This window comes from Nocardiopsis chromatogenes YIM 90109 (assembly GCF_000341185.1).
GTDB classification, from domain to species: Bacteria; Actinomycetota; Actinomycetes; order Streptosporangiales; family Streptosporangiaceae; genus Nocardiopsis_A; species Nocardiopsis_A chromatogenes.
Map to the genome: position 1 here is coordinate 10,897 of NZ_ANBH01000322.1, position 24,918 is coordinate 35,814.

Consider the following 24,918-nt stretch of genomic DNA (forward strand, 5'->3'; position numbering starts at 1 on the left):
GGTTCATCGGAGGCTCGGAAACAGCGCCCGGCCCTCGGCTGGGGCCTCTTGTCGCCGGTAGAGGTCTGCTTCGGACTCGGCCGACGGAGCCCGGTCGCGCGGCGTCTCGGGGTCGGTGCCCGGCTGCTCGCCAGCCCGCGTGGGTGCTCCGGGGCGTGCGGCCGGGTCCCGGCGGGACCCGACCCACGGCGCGTTCACGCAGCTCATCGGGGCACTTCCCCGGTGTCGGCATGCCCCTCACCCTTTCCCGGGCCTGAGATCCTCCATCACACCCGGAACGAGACATTGCGCCAGCTCAGCGGACGCCGTCGGCAGGCGGCCCCGGACCTCCGGACTCCTCGGGCGCGACCGCACCACGATCCGGCGGGCGCACCCGCAACCCGCCCCCGGAACCGCGAACGGCGCGAGCACGCGGCCGCCCGCCCGGCCCAAAGGCGGCCGCCCCGACAGGTCGCGGGCAGACCGGCCGACATGGGCCGACAGCAGCACGACCGCCGCATGGGCAAGGGCGACGGATGCATGAACCCGGAACGTGAGCCGCCGGTTCGACGGCGCTCCGGTCGCGGTCATCGCGCCCGTCCGAGCACGCCCGCCGGCCGAGAGGCGCCCCTACGGGGGGATCGCCCGGCGGGGACCCGCCGCACCGCCCCGCCCGGCCCCTCAGGGGTCGCGGGGGTATTCGGCCTTCCGGGCGGCCGGGGCTTCGCCGTTCGACGCCCCGTCGGACTTCTTGGACCTGGGGCCGAACATCTGCCAGGCGCGGAACCCGATGGCCGCCAAGACGAGCACGATGGCGCCCACCGCCGTCCAGGGGAAGGCGATGTCCTCGGTGTCCTCCACCGACTCCGCCGCCACGAGGACGGCGGGACTCTGCTCCTCCTCCGCGGCTCCCCGGGCGGCGGTGGTGCCGGCCGCGGCAGGCGCGGCGGGCGCGGTCGCGGCAGGGGGTGCCCCGGCGGCGGAGGCCGACGCCGGGACGGGTGCGGTGAGCACCGCGACGGCGCCCAGGACCGTCGCGGCGTAGAGGAAACGCGCAGATGTCATGTACCTGCGATGCATGCGGTGCCGCCCGCGTTCCATCGCCTCCGCACCACGCACGCACGCCCACGGTGGGTGGCCGGTTCCGCCCCGGGCGCCCCCGCCACTCCCCACGACTGCAACAATGGGCATTGACGAGGTTCCGGTGGAGCCGTCCGACAGCCGCACTCCGGCGGTCGCACCCCGGCGGCACCGCTCCGGCGGCCACCGGCCCGAACCTGCGGCCCCTCCCCCGCCCCCGCAGGAACGTCCGACCGACACGCGGCCCGCGCCGCTGGAAGGGGAACAGGCGACCGTGTCCACGCCCACCGGGACCGCCCCCGCGACCGACCGCGCCGGCGCGCCCCGCATCGCCTACGACCGCGCCGGTCGCGGCTCTCCCGTGATGCTCCTGCACGGCATCGGCCACCGGCGCCGGACCTGGTACCCGGTGATGCGCGAACTCGCCCCGCACCACGAGCTGATCGCCCTGGACCTGCCCGGATTCGGCGAGTCCACCGCACCCGCCCCGGGTGCGCCCTACGACGTGGAGTGGCTCGTCGACACCGTCCAGCGGATGTGCACCGAACTCGGCACCGAGCGGCCGCATTTGGTGGGCAACTCCCTCGGCGGGGCGATCGCCCTGGAGCTGGGGGCGCGCGGGGCGGCGGCCTCGGTGACGGTGTTCTCCCCCGTCGGGTTCGCCCCCACAGGGAGCCGCACCGGCCTGCGGGCGCTGGCGGCCGGGGCGCGCGTGGCCGGGCTGGTCCCTGAGCCGGTGCGGGTCGCCGCGGCCACCAGCCCGCCCGTTCGATCGCCCGCCGTGTCCTGCGCGGCGACCCGTCCTCGCCCGCCGCGCAGGGGCTGGCCTTCGATGCGACGCTGGTCAGCGCCGGGTCGCCGTTCGCGCGCCTGGTACCGCACGTGGCGGGGTACCGGTTCGGCCACCGCGACGTGCCGTGCCCGGTGACGGTGGCCTGGGGCGACCGCGACCGGCTGCTCCCCCCGTCGGGGGCGCGCACGGCGCTGCGCCGCATCCCGCACGCCCGCCTGGTGTCACTGCTGGGCTGCGGGCACATCCCGATGGCCGACGCCCCGCGCCTGGTCGCCGCCGAGATCCTGCAGACGACCCGGTCGGCCTGAGCGACCGGCGGGTTCAGCGCAGGTCGAGCCCGTAGGCCAGCAGGGTGAGCCCGGGCAGCGGCTCCCAGTCGCGGTCCGGCAGGCGCAGGAACCCGCGCCGCTCGTAGATGCGCTGCGCGGCGGCCATCGTCGGCTGCGTGGACAGCACCACCCGGTGCGCCCCCTCGGCCGCCGACCGCTCCACCACCGCCTCGACCAGGGCGCGCCCGACGCCGCGCCCGCGTGCCGCCGGGGAGACCGCCAGTGCGCGCACCTCGGTCTCCTCAGGGCCCCGGGCGACCTCGCTCGACGGCCGGTAGTCCTGCAGCATCACCGTGCCCAGCAGGGCACCGTCGGCGTCCTCGGCGACCAGTACCTCTCCGCCGCCGTCGGCGCCGAGCCTGCGCAGGACCTCCGCGTAGTCCGGGCCGGCCTTGAGCATCCCGTCCGCTTCGTAGGCGGCGACCCGCAGATCCCCGACCGCCTCCCGCTCCTCCGGACGCACACGACGAATGATCATGCGCCCGAGTGAACCAGACGTCGACGACAGCGGCGCACGGAGGTCACGCGACCTCGAACACCGGGCCCCTGGGGCGGAACGGGAGCCGCTGCCCCTTCGGCACCAGGTAGGCGTGCTCCCTGCGCACGCGCAGCACATCGCAGGCGGTGTCGGTGACGACGAGGACCGGCGCCCCGGGCGGGAAGTCCTCCGCCGCGTGCAGCAGGTCCACCCCGGGCTGCAGCACCGTTCCTCCCCCGCCCTTGACGCGCACCCGCCCCCCGATCTCGTGCGGCTGCAGGTACCCCGCGTCATAGGGGGCCGCGTCGCAGAAGACCACGCGCGCTGCGGGCACGTCCCGCGCCTCGGCGTAGGAGGCGATCGCTCCGAGGGCCTTGCCCATGAGCCGGTTGCCCATCGACCCCGAGGTGTCCAGAACGACGCCGAACGTGCACCGCGCGATCTCCTCCGGCGGGAAGTACCGCCCCGCGCGCGGGATGTCGGGTGTGGAGGCCTGCCGACGCGCCGGGCGGGCGAAGCTGCGCACCGCCTCGGGCCGGGGCACGAACTCGTCGAACCAGCGCGCGAGCTGTACGTCCCACGGCGGCGGCGGGTGCGCCAAGGCGCGGATCTCCGACTCCAGCCCGACCGGCACCAGCCCCCGGTCTTGGCTGACGTGCAGCTCCAGCCCCTGCACCAGGCCCCGGCGGTAGAACTCGTCGAGATCGACGTAGTCCTTGGGGCGGTGCGCCAGCGGCTCGCCCAGGACGTCGCTCCCGCCCTTGCCGCGCAGCGTGGCCATGCGCCGCATGCGCCGCCGGTCGGTGGCGATGCGGTCGTACACCTCCTCGGCCGACATCCCGGCGAGCCGCGGGTCGTACAGCAGCCCTTGCGGCATGTCCCCCACGCCCATCTCGACCAGCCACCCGTTGATGACGTAGTCGCAGGCCACGTTGAACAGGAAGTGGTCCCTGGGGCCGCACCGGTCCGCGTGCCGGAGGGCGGCGTGCAGCATCTCGTGGGCCAGGATGAAGCGCCATTCCTCCTCGGTCTGCTCGCGCAGCGGGTTCACGTAGATCTCGCCCGCGGAGGCGTCGACCGCGGCCACCGAGATGTCGTGGGCGCGCGCGAGGTCGGCGTCGGCCACGACCTCCATACCGGCGGCGATGCCGCCGAGCAGCGGGTAGGAGGACACGAACCAGCCCAGCGCGCGCTCCCAGGGGTCCCGCTCGTGCCGCCGCTTGGTGCGGTGCCCGGTGCGCGCCCCGGCGTCCTCCATCGCCTCGGCCATGGTGCGCGCCAGGCCGTGTGCGAACTCCCGACTCCAGTCGGGCGGGTCGTACCAGGACCTCCACGGCACCAGCAGCTGGTCGTCACCCGTGCCCGCCACACCGCACGCCTCCAGCCCGGCGGGGATGCCGTCCCGGCGCCAGCGCCGGGCCAGCTCCTCCTCATCGCCGCCCGGGACGGGCGGATGCGGCGGGAACGGCGATGCCCCCACGGAGAAGGTCTCCTGGAAGCGGACCACCGCGGCGCAGCGCGCGGCGAGCGCGAAGCGGTCCGGCTCCTCCCGTTCGCCCACCGCCGCAGGGACGTGCCCGAACCCCAGGTGCAGCAGGCAGTGCGCCAGAACCCAGGCCCACTCGTGGGGTTCGGCGATGCGCTTGGGGTGGACGTGCACGGTGCCGTTGGAGTCGACCGCCGCCCAGCCGTCCGGCGGTACGTCCCCGCAGTCCTCACGGCAGTAGTTGGGCGCCATCGACCCCAGGGCCCTGTTCCCGGCGACGATCCTGCACCCTTCGAGGAACGCCTTGGCCGCCGGGTCGGGCCGCGTCCCCCCCTTCTTCCCCCGGACGCCCCTGGTCACCGCCGGGCCTCGACCAGGCGCGGCATGTCGCGCGCCGCCTCGACCAGGAACCAGGACGGCAGCAGCGGCAGCCCGTCCGCGTCCTCGGCGACGACGGTGCGCGCCACCTCCACGGAGATCTCGGCGAGCTGCACCAGCAGCGACTTGGCCCGGTGGGCGAACTGCATCGCCGACGGGGAGGCGTGCTCGCGGGAGGCGGGCAGCTCCTTGGCCAGGCGGCCGCGGAAGGACTCGGCCAGGAAGTACAGCAGGTCGCGGTCCTCGACCGCGGAGGGCCAGCGCGCATCGCCCTTGATGACGGCCTCCAGACCGAACCGGCTGCGCACGATCTTGGCGTAGCCGCAGAACGCGGTGGCGTGCGCGGGGGTGAGGGTGCCGTGCGCGACGACCTGCAGCGTCTCGTCGTCCACGTCCTCGCCGAAGGAGTGCAGCGCGTCGGAGAGCATGTGCCAGGAGCGCGGCGTGGAGAACGGCTCCTCGTTCTTGGGCGGGGCCGACCACAGGTGGTCGGGGCGGTCGGTGATGTGGTCCGTGATCCAGGGGTGGATGCCGTTCCCGGCCGCCCAGGCGAGCCAGTCGGTGGCCGAGGCCCGCAGGTGCACGTGGGTGAGCCGGTTGACCAGGGCCGAGGCGATGGGGCGGGCCAGGGCGTTGTCGGAGGCGCGGTTGCCCGCGCCGATGACGATGCTGCCCGGGGGCAGCTCGTAGCCGCCGATGCGCCGGTCCAGGATCAGCGAGTAGAACGCCTTCTGCACGTCCGGGGTGGCGGCGTTGAGCTCGTCGAGAAACAGGCAGTAGGGCTCGTCGCGGGCGATGGCCTCGGGCGGGCAGAACACCGAGCGGCCGTCGCGGATCTGCGGAACCCCGATCAGGTCCTCGGGTGCGAGCTGGGTGCCGAGCAGGCTGACGCACTCCAGGCCCAAGGACTCGGCGAAGGACCGCACGAGCGAGGACTTGCCGATGCCGGGGGCGCCCCACAGGAAGACGGGGCGCACAGTGGCCAGGCCCAGGAGGAGTTCGGGGACGCGCGCGGGCGTGACGGTGACGGCGGCCTGCAAGCAGGGGCTCCTTGTCGCGAGCAGAGGGGGGAGGGGCGGGGATGCGGGGGCGTTCCTCGGGCGGAACGGGACCGAACGCGCAGGGGCGCCCCGCGCCCGCACAAGAGTGCGGCGGCGGGGCGCCCTGGCACAAGCGGTTTTCGGTCCCCTGTCGGAGGACGGGGATCCAGGATATGCGGTCCGGCCCTCAGACGGCGGCCGTCACTCCGCCGTCACTCCGCGGTCAATACGCCGCGGTCAATCCGCGCTGACGCGGATCTTGGACTGCCCGTGCGGCAGCTCCTCCCAGTCGTCCATGAACCGGGCCGACAGGCCGTGCTTCTCCGCCAGCGCGACCAGCGTCTCGGTCCGGTAGTAGAAGTCCTCCCGCAGGACGTGGTGCTCGGCGCCCTCGGTGCGGTCGAAGGTGAAGTCGAAGAAGCCCTTCGGAGCGAGGATCCGCCCCACGTTCGCCAGGGCCTCGTCGATGACCTCGATCGGCGAGTGCGAGAAGACGCTGTGCGCGTGGACCACGTCGAACCTCCCCTCCGGAAGGAAGGAGAAGGTCAGGTCGCGCGTGAGCGTCAGGTGCGGCAGCTTGGCCTGCAGCCCGCGCTCGGCCAGTACACCGGTCGCCGAGGCCAGGATGTCCGGCGAGATGTCGATGCCGTAGTAGTTGCCCTCGTCGAGGTACTCGATGAACCGCCAGCCCGCCCGCAGGTTACCGCAGCCGATGTCGAGCAGCCGGTGCTCCGGGCCCAGCCCGTGCCCGACCAGGTAGTCGAACTGCATCCGGCCCAGCGCAAGCCACCGCTTCTCGGACTGGCTGCCCACGGCGGCCTTCGGGTCGCGCGCGGTGTCCGAGGCCATCACGGCGCGGTAGTAGGAGACGTGGTCGCCCCGGTGGCGGATCCGCAGGGCGGCGTCGCGCAGGGCCCGCGAGGCGTACGGCACCACCCGCGCCGGGTTGCGCAGGGCGTAGCGCAGCTTGTGGCCGAGGGAGGACCGGTCGGCGGCCAGCGCTCCCGCCTTCTTGTCGGGCATCACTCTCAACTCCTCTTGCTTCCTCACTGCCCACCGGATCCCGTATCCGATCCTCCACCGCGGGCCCGGCGCAGGCCCGCAGTGACACGGGCCGGATGCGCGCGCCGTCGGGGGGCGGTCGCCGCGCGCGGCCGGGGGCGGGCGCGGAATGCGGGCGCTCGGCGGTGACCCTACTCGCCCCGCCCCGTGTCCGGAATCCCTGGGGCGCCGGGCTTTTCAGGCCGCGACGGGGCGCAGCCGGAAGGCCAGGCCCTCCACCGCCACCACCACCGCGAACACCATCAGCGTGAAAAGTTGACGGTCCCGAACCCCTGCACGCGTGCCGCGTCGAGCGGTTCGTCGCCGATGCCGCCCGCTCCGACGATGCCCAGCGCCGTGGCCGACCGGATGTCCACGTCGAGCCGGTACGTCAGGCGCCCGTACCGCCCGCCGCCCACACCGTCGGCGAGGTGCGCGGCACCACCGACGGCACGGTGGCGGCGGTGACGATGGCGAGGGTCTCCAGCAGCGGCGCTGGTCAGTGCCGCAGCCGCAGAGGCCGGGCGCGGACGCGGCAGGGGGCGCGGCCCGGCCCCTCCGCCCGGCGTCCCGGTCGGTGCAGTCGGAGAAGGCGGAGCGGGGGCGGTCGTCATCGCCGCGCGGCCGCCGCGCAGGCCCACCTCCCGGTCGCCCCAGGACAGGGCCAGGTCGACCCGGTGCGACCTGCACAGCACGGTGAGGCGCTCCTCGGCGGCCACTCGCTCCTACACCCCGTAGACCGGTTCCGGCGGGGGCGCCTGGGCCACGAGGTCCGCCACGGCGCCGCCGACGTCGGCGGGGTCCCACCGGGCCGGGCGCACGGCCTCCGGTCCCGGGCGGTAGCCGTCCATCAGGCGGATGCGCCCGCCCTCCGCCTCGAAGACCCGGCCCGTCACCGCCTCCGCGCCGTCCGACCCCAGCCACACCGCCAGTGGGGAGACGTTGGCCGGGTCCATGGCGTCGAAGCCCTCCTCCGGCTCGGCCATCCGGTCGGCGAAGACGCCTTCGGTCATCCGGGTGCGCGCCGCCGGGGCGATCGCGTTCACGCCCACCCCGTACCGTCCCAGCTCGGCGGCGGCCACCAGGGTCAGCGCGGCCACCCCCGCCTTCGCCGCCGCGTAGTTGGCCTGCCCGACGCTGCCCAGCAGCCCCGCGCCGGAGGAGGTGTTCACCACGCGCGCCCGGGGGCGCCGCCCCGCCTTGGCCTCAGCCCTCCAGTGGGCGGCCGCCTCCCGCAGCGCCAGGAAGTGCCCGCGCAGGTGCACCCGCACCACGGCGTCCCAGTCGTCCTCGGTGAGGTTGACCAGCATCCGGTCGCGCACGAACCCGGCGTTGTTCACCAGCGTGTCGAGGCGCCCGTAGGACTCCAGGGCGGTGCGCACCGCTCCCTGGGCCCCGTCGGCCGAGGCGATGTCGCCGGTGCAGGCCACGGCCTCGCCGCCGCGCGCCCGGATCTCGGCGGCGGTCTCCCGCGCAGGGCCGTCGGCCCCTCCGGTGCCGTCCGGGCCGACGCCCAGGTCGTTGACGACCACACGGGCGCCCTGCCGGGCGAACTCCAGCGCGTGCGCCCGCCCAAGCCCGCGCCCGGCCCCGGTGACCAGGACGACTCTGTGCTCACAGATCACGGGCGCTCTCCTTTCCCCCGTTCCGCCCGGCGTCATTGGGCGCCCCGTCCGCCCCGCCCTCCGCTTGCGGCCCGGCGCGCGCCGACAGGTAGGCGGGGGGCTCGCCGCCGCCGTGCACGGGCAGGCAGGCCCCGGTGATGTAGGAGGCGGCGTCGGAGGCCAGGAAGACGCACGCCTCGCCGATCTCGCGCGGCTCGGCCGGACGCCCGAGCGGAACGGTGCGTCCGGCGTCCCGCAGTCCCCGCTCATCGCCGAAGTGCAGGCCACTGCGCTCGGTACGCACCATTCCGGCGCGCACGCAGTTGACCCGCACCTCGGGCGCCCACTCGGCCGCCAGCGAGGCGGTCAGGCTCTCCAGCCCGGCCTTGGCCGCCGCGTAGGCCGCCGTGCCCGGCGACGGGCGCACGGCGCCGACGCTCCCGATGAACGTCAGGGTGCCGCCGCTCTCCCGGAGCGGCCCGTAGAAGGCGCGCGCGAGCAGGAGCTGCGCGGTCAGGTTCAGTTCGATGATCTTGGCGTGGGTGCGGGCCCGCCCGTCGGCCGCGCGCAGCGGCGGGGCGCCGCCCGCGTTGCCGACCACCGCGCGCACGGGGCCGGTCTCGGCGGCCAGGCGCTCCAGGTCGCCGGGGTCGCGGATGTCGGCGCGGACGAACCGCACCCCCTCGGGCGGGTCCGCCGGCGCGTGCCGGGCGCAGGCCACGACGTGGGCCCCCGCGTGGGCGAAGGCCGCGCTCACGCCCCGGCCCACCCCGCGCACACCGCCGGTGACCAGCACCGTCCCACCGTCCAGACCGGTCATCTGGGCCCCTTTCCGCCGCCGCGGACCGCTGCTACGTTCTTTCTAACAAACGTTTGGTGGAAAGGTAAGGCATGGAGATCTCCACCGCCCTCCACCCGGACGGGACCGCCGAGGTGGCGGTCGACGCTCCGCCGGTCAACGCACTGACCGCCCAGGGGTGGCACCGGCTCGCCGCGGCGGTGCGCACGGCCGGGGCCGCTCCGCGGACGCGCGCGGTGCTGCTGCGGGCCGAGGGGCGCGGCTTCAACGCCGGGGTCGACATCAAGGAGCTCCAGCGGGGCGGCGGCTCCGCGCTGGTCGAGGTCAACCGGGGGTGCGCGGCCGCCTTCGCCGCCGTGTACGCCTGCCCGGTGCCGGTGGTGGCCGCCGTGCAGGGGTACTGCCTCGGCGGCGGGGTGGGGCTGGCGGGCAACGCCGACGTCGTCCTGGCCGCCGAGGACGCCTACTTCGCCCTGCCCGAGGTCGACCGGGGCGCACTGGGCGCGGCCACCCACCTGTCCCGGCTGGTCCCGGGACACCTGGCGCGCGCGATGGTGTACACCTGCCGCCCGGCGACCGCCGCCCAGCTCCACACGTTCGGCTCGGTGCTGGAGGTGGTGCCGCCCGAGCGGCTGCGCGAGGCCGCCCTGGAGGTCGCCGGGGACATCGCCGCCAAGGATCCGGAGGTGGTCCGGCGGGCGAAGGAGTCCCTGAACGGCATCGACCCGGTGGACCCGCGCCGCTCCTACCGCTTCGAGCAGGGGTTCACCTTCGAACTGGGCCTCAACGGGGCGGGCGACCGGCTGCGCGACGCCTTCGTCGAACACGGGGCCCGTCCCGACGGCGGACAGGGGTGACGGCATGGCCGGTGCACCACCCGAGGGGGGACGGCGCCCGCGCCGGGGCGGACGGAGACGACGGCCGCCGGTCACGCCCCCCGGGGACAGGGGCGCTTCCGCCCGGCCGGGTGCCGACGGCCGTCGGCCGAAGCACCGCCGCTCCGGCGGACGCCCTCGGGCCGCCGGGCCCGCCGAGGACCGGTCCCGCCCCACGCGTCCCCGACCGCGCACGACGCCGCGCACCCGCGCGCCCGGCTTCCCGAGGAGGGCCGCCCTTTGGACAAGCGCATGACGCCCGACGACATCGCCGCATCGATCCCCGACGGGGCCGTGCTGGGCATCGGCGGCTGGGGGTCCCGCCGCAAGCCCATGGCCCTGGTGCGGGCCCTGTGCCGCGCCCCCGCACGCGACCTGACCGTGGTCGCCTGCGCCGGGCCCGACCTCGGCCTGCTGTGCGCCTACGGGAAGGTGCGCCGGGCCGTCGTCCCCTTCGCCACGCTCGACAGCATCCCGCTGGAGCCCTGGTTCCGCCGCGCGCGCGAGGAAGGGCGCATCGCGCTCACCGAGTACGACGAAGGCCTGTTCATGTTCGGGCTGCTGGCGGCGGCGCACCGGCTGCCCTTCCTGCCGACCCCCGCGGGCCTGCACTCGGACGTCATGCGGGTCAACCCGGAGCTGCGCACCGTCCGCTCCCCCTACCCCTCCCCCGGGCACCCCGCCGGGGAGGAGCTCACGGCCGCCCCCGCGCTCCGGCTCGACGCGGCGTTCGTCCACGTCAACCGGGCCGACCGGCGGGGCAACGGGCAGTACCTCGGCCCCGACCCCTACCTGGACGACCTGTTCGCCAAGGCCGCCGACCGCACCTACCTGTCCTGCGAGCGCCTCGTCGAGGGCTTCGCCGGGCCGCCGCAGACCCTCCTGGTCAGCCGGGCGACCGTGGCGGGCGTGGCCGAGACCCCGGGCGGCGCGCACTTCACCTCCTGCGAGCCCGACTACGGGCGCGACGAGCGCTTCCAACGCGCCTACGCCGCCACCGCGAAGGACCCCGAGGCGTGGGACCGCTTCCGCGCCTCGGCCATCGACGCCGGAGAGGACGCCTACCAGCGGGAGGCCCGACGGTGACCGCTCCCCCCACCCGCTCCGAGGTGGCCGTGGCCGCCTGCGCCGACGCCTGGCGCGGCGACGGCGAGGTGCTCGCCGCCGCCATGGCCCCCTGCCCGGTCCTGGGCGCGCGCCTGGCCCGCGCGACCTCCTCCCCCGACCTGCTCACCACCGACGGCGCGGCCGTGCTCACCCGCGACCCGGTCCCCCTGGGCGCCGACGGCGAGGCCGAGGGCTGGCTGCCCTTCCGCGACCACCTGTGGCTGGTGCTGCACGGCCGCAGGCACGTGATGCTGGGCGCCTCCCAGATGGACGCCGAGGGCAGGACCAACATCTCCTGCGTCGGCGACTGGGAGCGGCCGACGGCCCAGCTGCTCGGCGTCCGGGGCTGCCCGGGGAACACGGTGCGGAACACGGTCAGCTACTGGGTGCCCCGGCATTCGCGGCGGGTCTTCACCCCGAAGGTCGACATGGTCAGCGGCGTCGCCGCCGCCGACGCGCACGAGCTTCGGCGGGTGGTGACCGACCTGGCGGTGATGGACTTCGCCGGGCCCGGCCGCACGCTGCGGCTGGTGTCGGTGCACCCGGGGTGCACGGCGGAGCAGGCGTGCGACGCCACCGGGTTCGACCTCGCCCTGCCCGAGGGCGGTGCGGCGGCCGTTCCCGAGACCCGTGTTCCCACGGGCGAGGAGCTGCGGCTGCTGCGGGAGGTGCTCGACCCCGGCGGGGTCCGCGACACGGAGGTCCCCGGATGAGCGCGGGACCCGCACCCGGACCCGGCCCTGTCCCCGCGCCCGCCCCCATGGACACGCCGCTCACCCGGCTGGCCGGGTGCCGCTACCCGGTCGTGCAGACCGGCATGGGGTGGGTGGCCGGTCCCGGCCTGGTGGCGGCCGTGGCCCGCGCCGGAGGACTGGGCATTCTGGCTTCGGCCACCATGTCCCTGGAGGACACGGCCGCCGCGATCCGCTCCGTCAAGCGCAGGACGGGCGCCCCCTTCGGGGTGAACCTGCGCTCGGACGCCGCCGATGCCCGGGAGCGCGCCGAGCTGCTGGTCTCCGAGGGCGTGCGGGTGGCCTCCTTCGCCCTGGCACCGCGCCGGGACCTGATCAACCTGTTGAAGGAGGGGGGCGTCGCCGTGGTGCCGACCGTGGGGGCGCCGCGCCACGCGGAAAAGGTGGCCTCGTGGGGCGCCGACGCGGTGATGGTGCAGGGTGCGGAGGGCGGCGGCCACACGGGCTCGGTTGCGACGACGGTGCTGTTACCCCGTGTGCTGGACGCCGTGGACATCCCGGTGGTGGCGGCGGGCGGCTTCCGCGACGGGCGCGGGCTGGCGGCGGCGCTGGCCTTCGGGGCGAGCGGGATCGGCATGGGGACGCGGTTCCTGCTGACGTCGGACAGCGCCGTGCCCGAGGCGGTCAAGCGGGCGTACCTGGAGGCCGACGAGACCGTGGTGACGCGCGCGGTGGACGGTATCCCGCACCGGGTGCTGCGCACCCCGGCCGTCGATGCCCTGGAGCGCGCGGGGTCCGCGCGCCGCCTGGTCCTCGCCCTGCGGAACGCACGCGCGTTCCGTGCGGAGGCGGGGACGGGGTGGGGGGCGATGCTCCGCGGGGGCTGGTCCATGCGCCGGTCGCAGGGTGCCGGGATCGCTCAGACGCTGTCGGCGGCGAACACACCGATGATGCTGCGCGCCGCGATGGTGGAGGGGAGGACGGACGCCGGGGTGATGTCGGCGGGCCAGACGGTCGGCGCGATCACCGACCTCCCGAGCTGCCGCGAGCTGGTCCACCGGACCGTCGAGGAGGCGAGGCGGGCCGTTGCCGAGCTTCCGAAATGATCCCCCGCGACGCCCATGTCCGGCGCTAGACTTCGACCGTGTGTTCCTGATGGACACTGCGAGGAGGAGATGTGGGCGAGCCGCTCTTTGACGAACCCGGCCGAGCGCTGATCGAGCAGCCGCCACCGAACGTCGCCGCTCTCCGGGCGGCGGTCGCGCAGATCGCTCCCTCCCGGTTGCCCGAGTTCCACTCGCACCTGGCCGAAGCCACGACGAACGCCGAGAGCACGGGCTCTTTGGCCCCGATCCGCGCCTTCACGCACCACTGGTCGACCGTCGTCGCCATCACCCGGTTCCCCGAGCGGGAGAGTCGGCTCCGTGAATTGGAGGCGGTCGTCGACAGCGGTTCCCCCGATTCACGGGCAGCGATCAAAGAGATCCAGGCCCTCCTCGCCCAGGCTGAGACGGACGCAGGTCTGTGAACGACTGGGGTTACGCCTTTGAGCCTGCAGACCTGTGCAATGGGCTCCCTGTCGGAGTCATCGCCGAAATCGAGAGGCTAGCCGCCGAACTGGCGAACCTCGGCCACGACGCCAACATGGTCGGACGCCCGGAAGAGCGGAGCGGAGGGCTCAGGCAGTTCCTCATCCTCGGTGGTCGCGGCTACTTCTATTTCCTTGTCGACGACCACCATAAGGACATCGTGATCGTCAGGGTCGTCTGGCACGAATGACTTCCTTTAACGTCACCTGACCCTCTCCACCACCGTCACGTTCGCTTGGCCGCCGCCCTCGCACATGGTCTGCAGGCCCCACCTGCCCCCGGTGCGCTCCAGTTCGTGCAGCAGGGTCACCATCAGCCGCGCCCCCGTCGCGCCCAGCGGGTGGCCCAGCGCGATCGCGCCCCCGTTCGGGTTCACCCGTTCCGGGTCGGCGCCGGTCTCCTTCAGCCATGCCAGCACCACCGCCGCGAACGCCTCGTTCACCTCGATCGCGTCCATGTCACCGATGGACATGCCGCACCGGTCGAGCGCCCGCGCCGTCGCCGGGATCGGCGCCGACAGCATCCGGATCGGGTCCTCGCCCAGCACCGACATGTGGTGGATGCGCGCCCTGGGCACCAGGCCGTGCTCCTCCAGCGCGCGCTCGCCCGCGATGAGCAGGGCCGCCGCCCCGTCGGTCACCTGTGAGGCCGTCGCGGCGGTGTGCATGCCGCCGGGCACCAGCACCGGAAGCTCCGCCATCCTCTCCGCCGAGGTGTCCCGGCGCGGGCCCTCGTCGGCGTCCACCCCGCCGACCGGGACCACCTCCCGCGCGAACCTTCCGCCGTCGGCCGCGTGCACCGCCCGCCGGTGCGACTCGACGGCGTAGTCCTCCAGCTCCCGCCGGGTCAGCCCCCAGTCGCGGGCGATCGCCTCCGCCCCCGCGAACTGCGACACCGGGGCGTCCCCGTAACGGCTCCGCCACCCCCGCGACCCGCTGAAGGGCCCCTCGGCGCCGGGCCCGTCCGGGTCGCGCCCGTCGGCGCGCGCGAGCGCCTTCCCGGCCCGCATGGCCGCGCCGATCGGCACCGCCGACATGCTCTGCACCCCGCCCGCGAGCACCAGGCCGGCCGTGCCCGCCAGCACCGCCTGCGCCGCGAAGTGCACCGCCTGCTGCCCCGACCCGCACTGGCGGTCCACGGTCACCCCCGGCACGTGCTCGGGCAGCCCGGCCGCCAGCCACGCCGTGCGCGCGATGTCCCCCGACTGCGGCCCGAGCGCGTCCACGCACCCGAACACCACGTCCTCGACCGCGCCCGGGTCGGCCCCCGAGCGCTCCATGAGGGCGGTGATCACCCGGGCGCCCAGGTCGGCCGGGTGCACACCGGCCAGGGCGCCTCCCTCGCGGCCCCGCCCGACCGGGGTGCGGACCGCGTCGACGATGAAGGCCTCGGGCATGGTGCGCTCCTTACGGGGGCGTGGCGGAGGCGGGCGTCACTCGCCGGGCGCCTGGATGCCTTCCAGGACCATGGCGAGGTACTGCTCGGCGATGTCGGAGGCGGGCAGGCGGCCGTGCGGGTCGTACCAGTTGGCCGCGACCCACACGGTGTCGCGGATGAAGCGGTAGACGAGCGAGGCGTCCAGGTCGGCGCGGAACGCCCCCTCGTCCGCGCCCCGGGTGAGCAGGTCCGACCACATGGAGCGGAACCGGGTCTGGGACTCGGCCAGGTAGGCGAAGCGCGGGTTGAGCGCTAGGTGGCGGGACTCGTTCTGGTACATCACGACGGCGGGGCGGTGCCGGTGGATCGACGCGAACGATGCCTCCACCAGGCGCTCCAGGGTGGTGCGGGCGTCCGCGCCCTCGGCGAGGACCGCGTCGTAGGAGGCCCACAGGTCGTCCAGGAAGCCCGAGAGGATCTCGTCGGCCATCGACTCCTTGGAGTCGAAGTGGTAGTAGAGGCTGCCCGCCAGCATCCCGGCGGCGTCGGCCACCTGCCGGATGGTGGTGGCCGCATACCCCTGCCGGGCGAAGACCTCCGCCGCCGTGTCCAGGATCTCGGCCCGCCGCCGCTCCCGCGCGGCCGCGGTGCGTTCGGCGTCCCTGCGCCGTGGGCTCATCGTTCGTCGCCTTCTGGTGGGTGGGTGGTGTCGGTCGGTGGTGCGGCCTGATGTGTCGATCGGGGCCTGGGCCCCAGGGTGGCACCCGCGCGCCCCTCAGGGGCTCGGGCGGGCGCCTCTCACGCGCGCTGGTTGGAGACCGGGACCACCTCCCCCGTCATGTACGAGGCGTAGTCGCTGGCGAGGAAGACGATCACGTTGGCCACCTCCCACGGCTCGGCCGCCCGGCCGAAGGCCTCGCGCCGGGCCAGTTCCTCCAGCAGCTCCGCCGGCGCCGACTTGGCCAGGTTCTCGTGCATGGCCAGGCTCGGCGCGACCGCGTTGATCCGCACACCGTGCGGCGCCGCCTCCATCGCCGCGCACCGGGTCAGCGCCATCACCCCCGCCTTCGCGGCGGCGTAGTGCGCCTGTCCGGGCTGGGCCCGCCACCCCAGCACCGAGGCGTTGTTGACCACGGCCCCGCGCCCCCGCGGCCCCATCCGCCGCATCGCGGCCCGGGTGCACCGCATGGTGCCGGTGAGGGTCACCTCCAGCACCCGGGACCACTCGGCGTCCTCCATCCCGACCAGCGGCGCGGTGCCGCCCAGCCCGGCGTTGTTCACCACCACGTCCGGCGGGCCGAACCGCCGCTCGGCGGTGTCGAAGGCGGCCTGCACCTGCTGCTCGTCGGTGACGTCGCAGCGCACCGCCGCCACGCGCGCGGCGCCGAACCCGGCGGCCAGCGCGCGCTCGCACTCGGCCAGGCGGCGCTCGTGCGCGTCGGTGACCACCACGCGCGCCCCCTCCTCCAGCAGGCGCCGCGCGGCCGCCCCGCCGATGCCGGTCCCGGCGGCGGCGGTGACCAGCGCCGTGCGGCCCCGGAGCAGCCCGTGGCCGGGGAGGGGGGCCGCCGGGCGGCCCTGCTCGGGGTTCACCATGGGTGCTACCCTACCAAACGATTGTTAGAAAGAATGAGCGGACAGCACCCCAGCGATCGGGCCCCGGCCGACCGGGCCCCGGCCACCGGAAGGGGCCGCGCATGGACCTCGACCCGACCCCCGCCCAGCGCGCCTTCCGCGACGAGGTGCGCGACTGGCTGCGCCGCAACGCCCCCGCCGCCCCGCTGCCGCCCATGGACGGCGCCGAGGGCTTCGCGGCCCACCGCGACTGGGAGCGCGCCCTGGCACGGGCCCACCTGTCGGCCGTCACCTGGCCGACCCGCTACGGCGGCCGCGCCGCCGGGCCCGTCGAAGGGCTGCTCTTCGACGAGGAGTACCACGCGGCGGGCGCGCCCGAGCGCGTCTCCCAGAACGGCATCGGCCTGCTGGCCCCCACGCTCCTGGCGCACGGCACCCCCGAGCAGTGCGCGCGGGTGCTGCCCCCGATGGCCTCCGGGGAGGTGGTCTGGGCGCAGGCGTGGTCCGAGCCCGGGGCCGGGAGCGACCTGGCCGCCATCCGCTCCCGCGCCGAACGCGCCGAGGACCCCGGCCGCGGCCCCGGCTGGCTCCTGCACGGCCAGAAGACCTGGAGCTCGCGCGCCGCCTTCGCCGACCGCGGATTCGGGCTCTTCCGCACCTCCCCCGAGCGCCACCGCGGCCTGACGTACCTGATGTTCCCCCTGGACGCCCCCGGGCTGACCCGCCGCCCCATCGGCCGCCTGGACGGCCGCCCGGCCTTCGCCGAGCTGTTCTTCGACGGGGTGTTCGTGCCCGACGCCGATGTCATCGGCGCCCCCGGCGACGGGTGGCGGATCGCCATGGGCACCGCCGCCGGTGAGCGCGGGACCGGCCTGCGCGGCCCCGGCCGGTTCCTGGCCTCCGCCCACCGGCTGGCGGCGCTGCGCCGGGAGCGCGGGCGGGACGGCGCCGATGCCGCGCACGGCGCGGCGGCCGACCGCGTCGCCCGCGCGTGGATCGGCGCCCAGGCCTACCGGCTGCACGCCTACGCCGCCGCCTGCGCGGAGGGGCCCCCGGACGCGGGCGAGGCCAGCATGAACAAGCTGTTCTGGTCCGAGCTCGACACCGGCCTGCACGAGACCGCGCTGGACCTGCTCGGCCCGGAGGCCGAACTCGACGGGCCGTGGATGCGCGGCCACGTGTTCTCCCTGGCCGGGCCCGTCTACGCCGGGACCAACGAGATCCAGCGCGACATCGTCGCCGAACGCGTGCTGGGCCTGCCCCGGCCGCGGAGGAGGGAGGGCTGATGCGCTTCGCCCCCACCCGCGAGCAGCGCCTGTTCTCCCGCACCCTGGACGCCCTGCTGGGCTCCGGGGAGCCGGGGGCGGCCGCGCGCTCCTGGTCGCGCGGCGACCGCGGCCCCGGCGAGCGGCTGTGGCGCGGGCTCGCCGAGGCCGGCCTGTTCGGCCTGGCCGTGCCCGAGGAGCACGGCGGCGCGGGCCTGCGGCCGGTCGAACTCGCCCTGGGCATGGTCGAGGCCGGGAGGCACGCGGCCCCCGGCCCCCTGGTCGAGACGGCGGCCGCGGCGGTCCTGCTCGGCGGGGCGCCCGCGGCGCGGATCGCCGAAGGGGACCTGGCGGTCTCGCTGGCCGTCCCGCCGTGGGCGCCGCACGCCCTGGACGCCGACTGGGCCGGGACGGTCCTCATCCTGGAAGGCGGGTCCCTCCGCGCCGCCGAGCCCGTGGAGGCCCTGGAGTCGCTGGACCCGGCCAGGAAGCCGTGGCGGGTGCGGGCGGCCGCTCCCCTACCGGGCGGTCCGCCCGACGGCCCGCCCGAGAGCCTGCCCGACAGCCCGCCCCACGGCACGGCCGCCGTCGCGTTCGACCTGGCCGTCCTGTGCTGCGCCGCCCAGGCGCTCGGCGTCGGGGAGCGGCTGCTGGAGGCCACCGTCGAGCACGTGAGGACCCGGCACCAGTTCGGCCAGGCCGTCGGCGGGTTCCAGGCGGTGCGCCACCGGCTGGCCGATACCGCGACCGCCCTGCACTTCGCCCGCCCGCTCGTCCTGGGGGCCGCGGCCGCGTTCGGGCCCGACGCTCCACCGGACGGCGGCGGGGCGCAGGACAGGGCGGCCGACACCGTGGCCGACACCATGACCGACGCCGTGGCCGACGAGACGGCCGACGCGGCATCCCCGCCCGCCCTCGTGCGCGCCCGGGACGTCTCCGCCGCCAAGGCCGCCGCCTGCGACGCCGCCCATACCGCCGCACGGACCGCCCTGCAGCTGCACGGCGCCATCGGCTATACGGACGAGTTCCCGCCCTCCCTGTGGATCCGCAAGGCGCACGTCCTGCGCCGCGCCTGGGGCTCCCCGGCCGCGCACCGCGCCCGCGTCCTGCACGCCCTGGACCGGGCGGACGCCCACCGGTGACCCCGGCGGTGGCCGCCGCGGCCACCGGCGCGGGGCCGCCGGTCAGAAGAACGGGCGCAGCGGCCCGATGATGCGCTCGGTGAGCTTGGCCAGCAGCGGCCTCCGGCTCCACGCCGCCTCGCTCAGCGGAACCGCGTTGGCGATGTCGTTGGCGAAGATCTCCTCCAGGTGGCGCGCCATCCCGTCGTCGAAGATCTCCACGTTGATCTCGTGGTTGCCGGTCAGGCTCAGCCGGTCCACGTTGGCGGTGCCCACGGTGGACCAGCGCCCGTCGATGGTCGCGGTCTTGGCGTGCACCATGGCGTCCTGGAAGCGCCACAGCGTCACCCCGCCCCGCAGCAGCGAGGCGTACAGCCCGCGGGACAGCCAGTCGGCGATCACGTGGTTGGACTCGTCCGGGACCAGGACCCGCACGTCCACCCCGCGCCGGGCGGCCGCCGCCAGCGCGTCCAGGATCTCCCGGTCCGGCAGGAAGTAGGCCTGGGTGATGTAGATGTGCTCGCGCGCCCGGTCGATCGCGTCCAGGTACATGCCCCGGATCGGGTAGACCAGCAGGTCCGGCTGGTTGCGCTGGGAGCGCACCGCCGGGGTCCACTGCGCCCGGCCGAACGCCGACAGCCGCGGGTGCCCCGCCCGCCGGTGCCGGTTCCAGAACTCGCAGAACGCGTTCTCCAGCTCCCAGACCGCCGGGCCCACCATGCGCAGGTGGGTGTCGCGCCACTCGGTGGCGTAGGCCGACCCCACGTTGTAGCCGCCGACGAAGCCGACCTCGCCGTCCACCGACAGGATCTTGCGGTGGTCGCGCCCGAGCTTGCGCACGTCCAGCAGCAGCACACCCGGGTGCACCACCGGGAACCGCAGCACGTGCACCGACGGCGGGAAGCGGAAGAAGGAGCGGGGCACGACGAGGTTGGCGAACCCGTCGTAGATGACGTGGACCTCCACGCCCCGCTCGGCGGCGGCGATCAGCTCCCGCTTGAAGCGCCGCCCGACCTGGTCGCCCTTGATGATGTAGGACTCGAACAGGATCCGGGTGCGGGCCCCCCGGATCGCCTCCAGCATGTCGGAGAACAGGTCCTCGCCGTAGGTGTAGGTGGTCACCAGCGTCTCGCCGACCGGCAGCTCCTTGGGCGCGGTCCGGGGGAAGTGCGCCCGGCGCGGGCGCACCCGCTTGCGCCACAGGTCGATGCCGACCAGCCCGAGGACCGCGGCCGCCTGGGCCGCCAGCAGCGCCGCGACCACCCGCTTGACGACGGTGATGACCGTGGATCTTCGTACCATTGCGTCAGTCTCCGGTCCCTGCCCGACCGGCGTCGGACGGGCACCAAGCTACCGTTCGGGGCCGCCCGCGCCGCGGACCCCGACACGCCCGTGTCCCCCGCCGCGCAGCGGAGGGGGACACGGGGCCGGGTCCGGGCGGCGGGGCCGCCGCCGGGGGCTACCGCCGCTCGCGGACGGCGGCCAGGATCTCCTCGGCCGCCTCGTCCAGCGGCACGCCGTTCTTCTGCGATCCGTCCCGGTAACGGAAGGACACGGCGCCCTTGGCGATGTCCTCGTCCCCGGCCAACAGCATGAAGGGCACCTTCTGCTTCTGGGCGTTGCGGATCTTCTTCTGCATCCGGTCGTCGCTCGAGTCGACGTCGATGCGCAGGCCCTCGCCGCGCAGCCGCTCGGCGAACCGCTCCAGGTACGGCACGTGCTCGTCGGCGATCGGGATGCCGACCGCCTGCACCGGGGCCAGCCAGGCCGGGAACGCCCCGGCGTAGTGCTCCAGCAGCACGGCGAAGAACCGCTCGATCGAGCCGAACAGCGCGCGGTGGATGACGACCGGCTGCTGCCGGGTGCCGTCCGCCGCGGTGAACTCCAGGTCGAAGCGCTCGGGCATGTTGAAGTCGACCTGGATGGTCGACATCTGCCAGGTGCGGCCGATGGCGTCGCGCGCCTGGACCGAGATCTTCGGGCCGTAGAAGGCGGCCCCGGCCGGGTCCAGGACCAGCTCCAGGCCCTGCTTCTCGGCGGCGGCGCGCAGGGCCTCGGTGGACTCCTCCCACACCTCGTCGGTGCCGACGTACTTCTCCGGGTCCTTGGTGGACAGCTCCAGGTAGAAGTCGTCCAGGCCGTAGTCGCGCAGCAGGTCCAGCACGAAGGTCAGCAGCGAGTCGAGCTCGCCGGCCATCTGCTCCTTGCTGCAGTAGATGTGCGCGTCGTCCTGGGTGAAGCCGCGGGCCCGGGTCAGGCCGTGCACCACGCCGGACTTCTCGTACCGGTAGACGGTCCCGAACTCGAACAGGCGCATCGGCAGCTCCCGGTAGGAGCGCCCGCGCGCGTCGAAGATCAGGTGGTGCATCGGGCAGTTCATCGGCTTGAGGTAGTAGTCCACCCCGCCGTCGAGCTGCATGGGCGGGTACATGCCGTCGGCGTACCAGTCCAGGTGGCCCGACTTCTCGAACAGCTTGGCCTTGGTGGCGTGCGGGGTGTTGACGAACTCGTACCCCGCCTGCTCGTGCCGCCTGCGGGAGTAGTCCTCCATCTCCTTGCGGATCACCCCGCCCTTGGGGTGGAAGACCGCCAGGCCCGACCCGATCTCGTCGGGGAAGGAGAACAGGTCCAGCTCGGTGCCGAGCTTGCGGTGGTCGCGCTTCTCGGCCTCCTCTAGGAAGGTCAGGTACGCCTTGAGAGCGTCCTTGGTCTCCCAGGCGGTGCCGTAGATGCGCTGGAGCTGCGGGTTGGTCTCCTTGCCGCGCCAGTAGGCGGCGGCCGACCGCATCAGCTTGAAGGCCGGGATCGCCTTGGTGGTGGGCAGGTGCGGGCCCCGGCACAGGTCCTTCCAGCACAGCTCGCCGGTGCGGGGGTGCACGTTGTCGTAGATGGTCAGGCCGCCCTCGCCGACCTCGACCGAGGCCCCGTCGGCGGCCTGGTCCGCGCCGCTCTTGAGGCCGATGAGCTCCATCTTGTAGGGCTCGGTCGCCAGCTCCTCGCGGGCCCCGTCGTCGGTGACCTCGCGGCGGTCGAAGCGCTGGCCCTGCTTGACGATCTCCTGCATCTTCTTCTCAAGACGCTTGAGGTCGCTCGGGGTGAAGGGCTCGGCGACGTCGAAGTCGTAGTAGAAGCCGTTCTCCACGGGCGGGCCGATGCCCAGCTTGGCCTCGGGGAACAGCTCCTGGACGGCCTGGGCGAGCACGTGCGCCGCGGAGTGGCGCAGGATGGCGCGGCCGTCCTCGGAGGAGATCTCCACGGGCTCGACCGCGTCCCCCTCGGACAGCTCCCAGGCGAGGTCGCGCAGCTCCCCGCCGACGCGCGCGGCGATCACGGTCCGGCCGTCCGCCTCCAACGCCTGGCCGGCCGTCGTCCCCGCCGCCACCGAACGCTCGGTTCCGGCGAGGGTGATACGCAGCTCTGGCACGGCGGACACGGTGGCTCCTTGTCTCGGTGTTCGTGGCGGGGAGGGGCCGGGCGCGCTGAATTCCGGCCGCGCGCCGCCTCCCACGCACGATGCTATCGGTTGGCCGGGCCCCGACCGGCCGCTCCGCGCGGATCGCGGAGGGGTACCGCGAGCGCCCGCACGGGTATGCAACCCGCGGAGGTGGAAACCGGACACCGGTGGACACTCGGTAGGAACAGGGGGGGGCGCGGAGTGCGCATCGTGATCGTGGGGGCGGGCATCGCCGGACTGGCGCTGGCGCTGGCCCTGCACCGCTCGGGTCGGCGCTGCGTGGTGCTGGAGCAGTCCCGCGGGTTCGCGCCGGTCGGTGCCGGGGTGCAGCTGGCCCCCAACGCCTCGCGGCTGCTGCTGCGGCTGGGCCTGGGCGAGCGGCTGGCCGAGGTGTCGGTCCGCCCGGCCCGGCGGGAGGTGCTGGAGGGCACCGACGGGCGGCTGCTGCACACCACTGCGCTGGGCGAGGAGGCGGAGAAGCGCTACGGCGCCCCCTTCTACACGCTCCTCCGCTCCGACCTGCACGCCCTGCTGCTGGAGGCGGTGCCCGAGGGGACGGTGCGCACCGAGCACTACGTCACCGACATCCTGGAGAACAGCGATGAGGTGGCGCTGCACTGCGCCGACGGGCGCCAGGTGCACGGGGACGTGGCGATCGGCGCGGACGGGGTGCACTCGTCGGTGCGGGCGCTGCTGCGGCCCGAGCACCAGCGGCCCTCGGGGCTGAGCGTCTACCGCGGCCTGGTGCCCGCGTCGGAGGCGCCCGAGGCCACGGCCGAGCCGGGGGTGCGGGTGTGGATCGGGCCGGACCGGTACTTCGCCCGGTACCCGGTGTCCGGGGGGTGGCGGGTCAGCTTCAACGCGATGGTGCCCGCGCACGGGCCGGGGCCCGGTTCGTGGACGGCGGGCGGGCGCGTGGAGGTGCTCAACCGGGCCTTCGAGGGGTGGGCGCCGGAGGTGCTGGAGACCGTGGCCGCCGCCCAGTGGGTCGGCGAGTGGGGGCTGCAGGACCATGCCCCCGTCCCGGCGTGGACCAGCGGGCGGGTGGCCCTGGTGGGCGACGCCGCCCACCCGATGCTCCCCTTCTTCGCCCAGGGGGCCGACCAGGCCGTGGAGGACGCGGTGGTTCTGGCGCGCTGCCTGCGCGGGGCCACGGCGCTGACGGCGGGTCGGGCGCTGTCGCGGTACGCGGCGGCGCGCCGCGCGCGTACGGACCGCATCCACGCCCTGGGGCGCAGCTCCATGGAGGTGCTGGTGCGGGAGGGCGCCGCGCCCGACGGCCGGCCCCGGCTGCTGGCCGACGTCGAGATGGAGAACGCGGACTGGGTGTACGGGCACGACGCGGGCGAAGAGGCGCCGTCAGCGTGAGGCGCGGGGCGCGTGTGGCGCCGGGGGCGGCAGGGGTTCGGGTGGCGCCGCGCCTTCGCCGGTACCGGCCCCGGAGGGGCCCAGACACGCCGAATCGCGACGGTGTTCGCGCCGGTCAGCATCGGATTCATGGTCACGTCCCGATACCCGGGCTTGATCGGGCCGATATCCTCTGCGCATGCCCAAGACCCCACTGACCGGCCTCGAAGACCAGCCGGATCCGTCGGGATCGCGCCCCTCGCCCGCACGAACGCGCCGCTGGCGCCGGTTCCGGGCACGATTGCGCGTGTGGCGGATGCGCATGCACGCCCATCCCGTCCTCCATGTGACCTGGCGGACGCTGGTGACCATCGTCGGCGGGGCCGTGCTCATCGCCGGGATCATCATGAGCGTGACCCCGGGCCCCGGGGCCGCGGGCATCGTTCTCGGGCTGGCGATCCTCGCGACCGAGTACGCCTGGGCGCGGGGGCTGCTGCACCGTGCGCGCATGTGGGCGCGCCGCGCCAAGAAGGTCGCGATGGAGGCGGACCGCAAGCGGCGCGAGAGGCGCGCCCGGAAGGGCCGCTGAGCCCTGCCGGAGACCGCTGAGAACCGCGCACGGACGGCCGATGCGCGCTTCGGGGGGACGTTCTCCCCCGAGTGCGCCGCGAACACCTGGAGAGGGCCGACAACGCCCGGGAGGGGCGTTCGGGGATTCGGGCCGTATGTTTCCGCGGGGTATCCGCCCCCAATGGCCCGTGGACCGCCTCTGGCTCCCCAGGAGACGTGTTGCGCACCTCACCGGGGTAGAGGCCGAACCGTTCGGCTCCAACGCTGGTCCGAACGTGTGGAAGGAACCGTCGGCGGACCCGCGCGCGGCGGCCGCCCCGGGCTCCGGTCGACGCCGTCCGGGGGGCGGTCCCGGCGGCACGGTGTCCGGCGGGCAGGCCGAAACCTCAACGAAAAAGGCCGACTCCGTGGGAACGGAGCCGACCTTGATCCGGAGTGGGCGATACTGGACTCGAACCAGTGACCTCGTCGGTGTGAACGACGCGCTCTAGCCAACTGAGCTAATCGCCCCGGGTGTCTCCCCGCCTGTCCGGCGGGGCGAACAAGGAAAACTCTAGCGCATCCGACGGGGTGCTCGCGCAACCCGAGCGTCCCAGAAGGGCGGCCCGGGGTGTGATCGAGGTCTCATCACCGGTGCCGCCCGGCCGCTCCAAGGGCGCGCAAAACGTGAAACCCCTTCGGTAAAGGGGATGTGAACGGCCGGTGGCGGCGGGGCCCACCCGACACGTCCCCGCACGTGACGCGGCACACAGATCATCCGGAAATTCCTGGTTTCCGCAGCTCATTACAGTGACGGAGGGTCGGCGAGGCTCCGCTTGGGCATCTCTTGGCGATCCGATGGCAAAAAGTCCCGCGGTTACGCGTCATACATCGCGGACGGCCGCGTTGGAGCGGGTGAGACGGCACTACGGACCCGCACCCCGCGGGGCCGGACGAGAA

General features: G+C 74.8%; 23 protein-coding genes, 1 tRNA gene and 1 pseudogene. 11 read left to right on the top strand and 14 right to left on the bottom strand.

The window, feature by feature from the left end; genetic code table 11:
• Positions 1-660: 660 nt before the first annotated feature.
• Positions 661-1,044, bottom strand: a complete 384-nt coding sequence (locus D476_RS0128260) for a hypothetical protein (protein ID WP_017627251.1) — start codon at positions 1,042-1,044, stop codon at positions 661-663.
• A gap of 379 nt (positions 1,045-1,423) precedes the next feature.
• On the opposite strand from D476_RS0128260, the pseudogene D476_RS34855 reads away from it, so the two are divergent.
• Positions 1,424-2,160, top strand: a pseudogene (locus D476_RS34855) (alpha/beta fold hydrolase).
• A 13-nt stretch (positions 2,161-2,173) separates the two neighbouring features.
• On the opposite strand, the gene D476_RS0128270 reads toward D476_RS34855, so the two are convergent.
• The 7 genes from D476_RS0128270 to D476_RS0128300 form a co-directional block, all read right to left on the bottom strand.
• Positions 2,174-2,659 (bottom strand): GNAT family N-acetyltransferase, encoded by a 486-nt coding sequence (locus D476_RS0128270; RefSeq protein WP_040728255.1) that lies wholly within the window; start codon positions 2,657-2,659, stop codon positions 2,174-2,176.
• A 43-nt stretch (positions 2,660-2,702) separates the two neighbouring features.
• Positions 2,703-4,505, bottom strand: a complete 1,803-nt coding sequence (locus D476_RS0128275; RefSeq protein ID WP_017627253.1) for a vWA domain-containing protein — start codon at positions 4,503-4,505, stop codon at positions 2,703-2,705.
• Positions 4,502-5,563, bottom strand: a complete 1,062-nt coding sequence (locus D476_RS0128280) for an ATP-binding protein (protein ID WP_017627254.1) — start codon at positions 5,561-5,563, stop codon at positions 4,502-4,504. Before D476_RS0128280 ends, D476_RS0128275 begins: the two co-directional genes overlap by 4 nt.
• 237 nt (positions 5,564-5,800) lie before the next feature.
• Positions 5,801-6,586 carry a class I SAM-dependent methyltransferase gene (locus D476_RS0128285; protein WP_017627255.1) on the bottom strand — a complete coding sequence of 262 codons (786 nt, stop codon included), beginning with the start codon at positions 6,584-6,586 and terminating at the stop codon, positions 5,801-5,803.
• A gap of 281 nt (positions 6,587-6,867) precedes the next feature.
• Positions 6,868-7,323 (bottom strand): hypothetical protein, encoded by a 456-nt coding sequence (locus D476_RS39455; protein ID WP_083939675.1) that lies wholly within the window; start codon positions 7,321-7,323, stop codon positions 6,868-6,870.
• A gap of 6 nt (positions 7,324-7,329) precedes the next feature.
• A complete protein-coding gene (locus tag D476_RS0128295) occupies positions 7,330-8,229 on the bottom strand; it encodes an SDR family oxidoreductase (RefSeq protein ID WP_017627257.1) in 900 nt (299 codons plus the stop codon).
• Complete coding sequence (locus tag D476_RS0128300; protein WP_017627258.1) at positions 8,219-9,028, bottom strand: SDR family oxidoreductase; 810 nt, start codon at positions 9,026-9,028, stop codon at positions 8,219-8,221. Before D476_RS0128300 ends, D476_RS0128295 begins: the two co-directional genes overlap by 11 nt.
• Positions 9,029-9,099: 71 nt before the next feature.
• On the opposite strand from D476_RS0128300, the gene D476_RS0128305 reads away from it, so the two are divergent.
• From D476_RS0128305 to D476_RS0128330, 6 genes are all read left to right on the top strand, one after another.
• Positions 9,100-9,864, top strand: coding sequence for an enoyl-CoA hydratase family protein (locus tag D476_RS0128305; RefSeq protein WP_017627259.1), 765 nt, complete (start codon positions 9,100-9,102; stop codon positions 9,862-9,864).
• A gap of 270 nt (positions 9,865-10,134) precedes the next feature.
• The gene (locus tag D476_RS0128310; protein ID WP_040728323.1) at positions 10,135-10,968 is read left to right on the top strand and encodes a CoA transferase subunit A; all 834 of its coding nucleotides are present in this window, start codon (positions 10,135-10,137) and stop codon (positions 10,966-10,968) included.
• Positions 10,965-11,702, top strand: a complete 738-nt coding sequence (locus D476_RS0128315; RefSeq protein ID WP_017627261.1) for a CoA-transferase subunit beta — start codon at positions 10,965-10,967, stop codon at positions 11,700-11,702. The genes D476_RS0128310 and D476_RS0128315 overlap by 4 nt, the downstream gene beginning before the upstream one ends.
• Positions 11,699-12,787 (top strand): NAD(P)H-dependent flavin oxidoreductase, encoded by a 1,089-nt coding sequence (locus D476_RS0128320; protein WP_239648850.1) that lies wholly within the window; start codon positions 11,699-11,701, stop codon positions 12,785-12,787. The genes D476_RS0128315 and D476_RS0128320 overlap by 4 nt, the downstream gene beginning before the upstream one ends.
• A 71-nt stretch (positions 12,788-12,858) precedes the next feature.
• Positions 12,859-13,209 carry a DUF6247 family protein gene (locus D476_RS0128325; RefSeq protein ID WP_017627263.1) on the top strand — a complete coding sequence of 117 codons (351 nt, stop codon included), beginning with the start codon at positions 12,859-12,861 and terminating at the stop codon, positions 13,207-13,209.
• Positions 13,206-13,460, top strand: a complete 255-nt coding sequence (locus tag D476_RS0128330) for a hypothetical protein (protein ID WP_017627264.1) — start codon at positions 13,206-13,208, stop codon at positions 13,458-13,460. Before D476_RS0128325 ends, D476_RS0128330 begins: the two co-directional genes overlap by 4 nt.
• 12 nt (positions 13,461-13,472) lie before the next feature.
• Here the strand turns inward: D476_RS0128330 and D476_RS0128335 are convergent, their stop codons facing one another.
• The 3 genes from D476_RS0128335 to D476_RS0128345 form a co-directional block, all read right to left on the bottom strand.
• Complete coding sequence (locus tag D476_RS0128335; protein WP_017627265.1) at positions 13,473-14,666, bottom strand: acetyl-CoA C-acetyltransferase; 1,194 nt, start codon at positions 14,664-14,666, stop codon at positions 13,473-13,475.
• Positions 14,667-14,702: 36 nt separating this feature from the next.
• A complete protein-coding gene (locus D476_RS0128340) occupies positions 14,703-15,326 on the bottom strand; it encodes a TetR/AcrR family transcriptional regulator (RefSeq protein ID WP_017627266.1) in 624 nt (207 codons plus the stop codon).
• Positions 15,327-15,445: 119 nt separating this feature from the next.
• Positions 15,446-16,243: an SDR family oxidoreductase gene (locus D476_RS0128345; RefSeq protein ID WP_017627267.1), complete on the bottom strand. Its 798-nt coding sequence runs from the start codon at positions 16,241-16,243 to the stop codon at positions 15,446-15,448.
• 101 nt (positions 16,244-16,344) lie between these two features.
• Here D476_RS0128345 and D476_RS0128350 point away from each other — a divergent pair, with 101 nt between their 5' ends.
• Together D476_RS0128350 and D476_RS0128355 are read left to right on the top strand one after the other, a co-directional pair.
• Positions 16,345-17,508, top strand: a complete 1,164-nt coding sequence (locus D476_RS0128350; protein ID WP_017627268.1) for an acyl-CoA dehydrogenase family protein — start codon at positions 16,345-16,347, stop codon at positions 17,506-17,508.
• Positions 17,508-18,629 (top strand): acyl-CoA dehydrogenase family protein, encoded by a 1,122-nt coding sequence (locus tag D476_RS0128355; RefSeq protein ID WP_017627269.1) that lies wholly within the window; start codon positions 17,508-17,510, stop codon positions 18,627-18,629. Before D476_RS0128350 ends, D476_RS0128355 begins: the two co-directional genes overlap by 1 nt.
• A gap of 42 nt (positions 18,630-18,671) precedes the next feature.
• Here the strand turns inward: D476_RS0128355 and D476_RS0128360 are convergent, their stop codons facing one another.
• Together D476_RS0128360 and thrS are read right to left on the bottom strand one after the other, a co-directional pair.
• Complete coding sequence (locus tag D476_RS0128360) at positions 18,672-19,910, bottom strand: phospholipase D-like domain-containing protein (protein ID WP_017627270.1); 1,239 nt, start codon at positions 19,908-19,910, stop codon at positions 18,672-18,674.
• A 157-nt stretch (positions 19,911-20,067) separates the two neighbouring features.
• Entirely contained in the window at positions 20,068-22,041 is a 1,974-nt protein-coding gene (gene thrS, locus D476_RS0128365; RefSeq protein WP_017627271.1) for a threonine--tRNA ligase, read from the bottom strand.
• A 222-nt stretch (positions 22,042-22,263) separates the two neighbouring features.
• Here thrS and D476_RS0128370 point away from each other — a divergent pair, with 222 nt between their 5' ends.
• Both D476_RS0128370 and D476_RS0128375 read left to right on the top strand, forming a co-directional pair.
• Complete coding sequence (locus D476_RS0128370; RefSeq protein WP_017627272.1) at positions 22,264-23,430, top strand: FAD-dependent monooxygenase; 1,167 nt, start codon at positions 22,264-22,266, stop codon at positions 23,428-23,430.
• A gap of 178 nt (positions 23,431-23,608) precedes the next feature.
• Positions 23,609-23,998 carry a PGPGW domain-containing protein gene (locus D476_RS0128375; protein ID WP_239648851.1) on the top strand — a complete coding sequence of 130 codons (390 nt, stop codon included), beginning with the start codon at positions 23,609-23,611 and terminating at the stop codon, positions 23,996-23,998.
• Positions 23,999-24,415: 417 nt separating this feature from the next.
• Here D476_RS0128375 and D476_RS0128380 read toward each other — a convergent pair.
• Positions 24,416-24,489, bottom strand: a tRNA-Val gene (locus tag D476_RS0128380).
• Between the last annotated feature and the right edge of the window lie 429 nt (positions 24,490-24,918).

Bases quoted from the DNA above. Each gene is read 5' to 3' on its own strand.
- D476_RS0128355 (WP_017627269.1), top strand. From the start codon at position 17,508: ATGCGCTTCGCCCCCACCCGCGAGCAGCGCCTGTTCTCCCGCACCCTG.
- D476_RS0128270 (WP_040728255.1), bottom strand. From the start codon at position 2,659: ATGATCATTCGTCGTGTGCGTCCGGAGGAGCGGGAGGCGGTCGGGGAT.
- D476_RS0128350 (WP_017627268.1), top strand. From the start codon at position 16,345: ATGGACCTCGACCCGACCCCCGCCCAGCGCGCCTTCCGCGACGAGGTG.
- D476_RS0128345 (WP_017627267.1), bottom strand. From the start codon at position 16,243: ATGGTGAACCCCGAGCAGGGCCGCCCGGCGGCCCCCCTCCCCGGCCAC.
- D476_RS0128335 (WP_017627265.1), bottom strand. From the start codon at position 14,666: ATGCCCGAGGCCTTCATCGTCGACGCGGTCCGCACCCCGGTCGGGCGG.
- D476_RS0128310 (WP_040728323.1), top strand. From the start codon at position 10,135: ATGACGCCCGACGACATCGCCGCATCGATCCCCGACGGGGCCGTGCTG.
- D476_RS0128375 (WP_239648851.1), top strand. From the start codon at position 23,609: ATGCCCAAGACCCCACTGACCGGCCTCGAAGACCAGCCGGATCCGTCG.
- D476_RS0128360 (WP_017627270.1), bottom strand. From the start codon at position 19,910: ATGGTACGAAGATCCACGGTCATCACCGTCGTCAAGCGGGTGGTCGCG.
- D476_RS0128305 (WP_017627259.1), top strand. From the start codon at position 9,100: ATGGAGATCTCCACCGCCCTCCACCCGGACGGGACCGCCGAGGTGGCG.
- D476_RS0128300 (WP_017627258.1), bottom strand. From the start codon at position 9,028: ATGACCGGTCTGGACGGTGGGACGGTGCTGGTCACCGGCGGTGTGCGC.
- D476_RS0128320 (WP_239648850.1), top strand. From the start codon at position 11,699: ATGAGCGCGGGACCCGCACCCGGACCCGGCCCTGTCCCCGCGCCCGCC.
- D476_RS0128260 (WP_017627251.1), bottom strand. From the start codon at position 1,044: ATGACATCTGCGCGTTTCCTCTACGCCGCGACGGTCCTGGGCGCCGTC.
- D476_RS0128340 (WP_017627266.1), bottom strand. From the start codon at position 15,326: ATGAGCCCACGGCGCAGGGACGCCGAACGCACCGCGGCCGCGCGGGAG.
- D476_RS0128285 (WP_017627255.1), bottom strand. From the start codon at position 6,586: ATGCCCGACAAGAAGGCGGGAGCGCTGGCCGCCGACCGGTCCTCCCTC.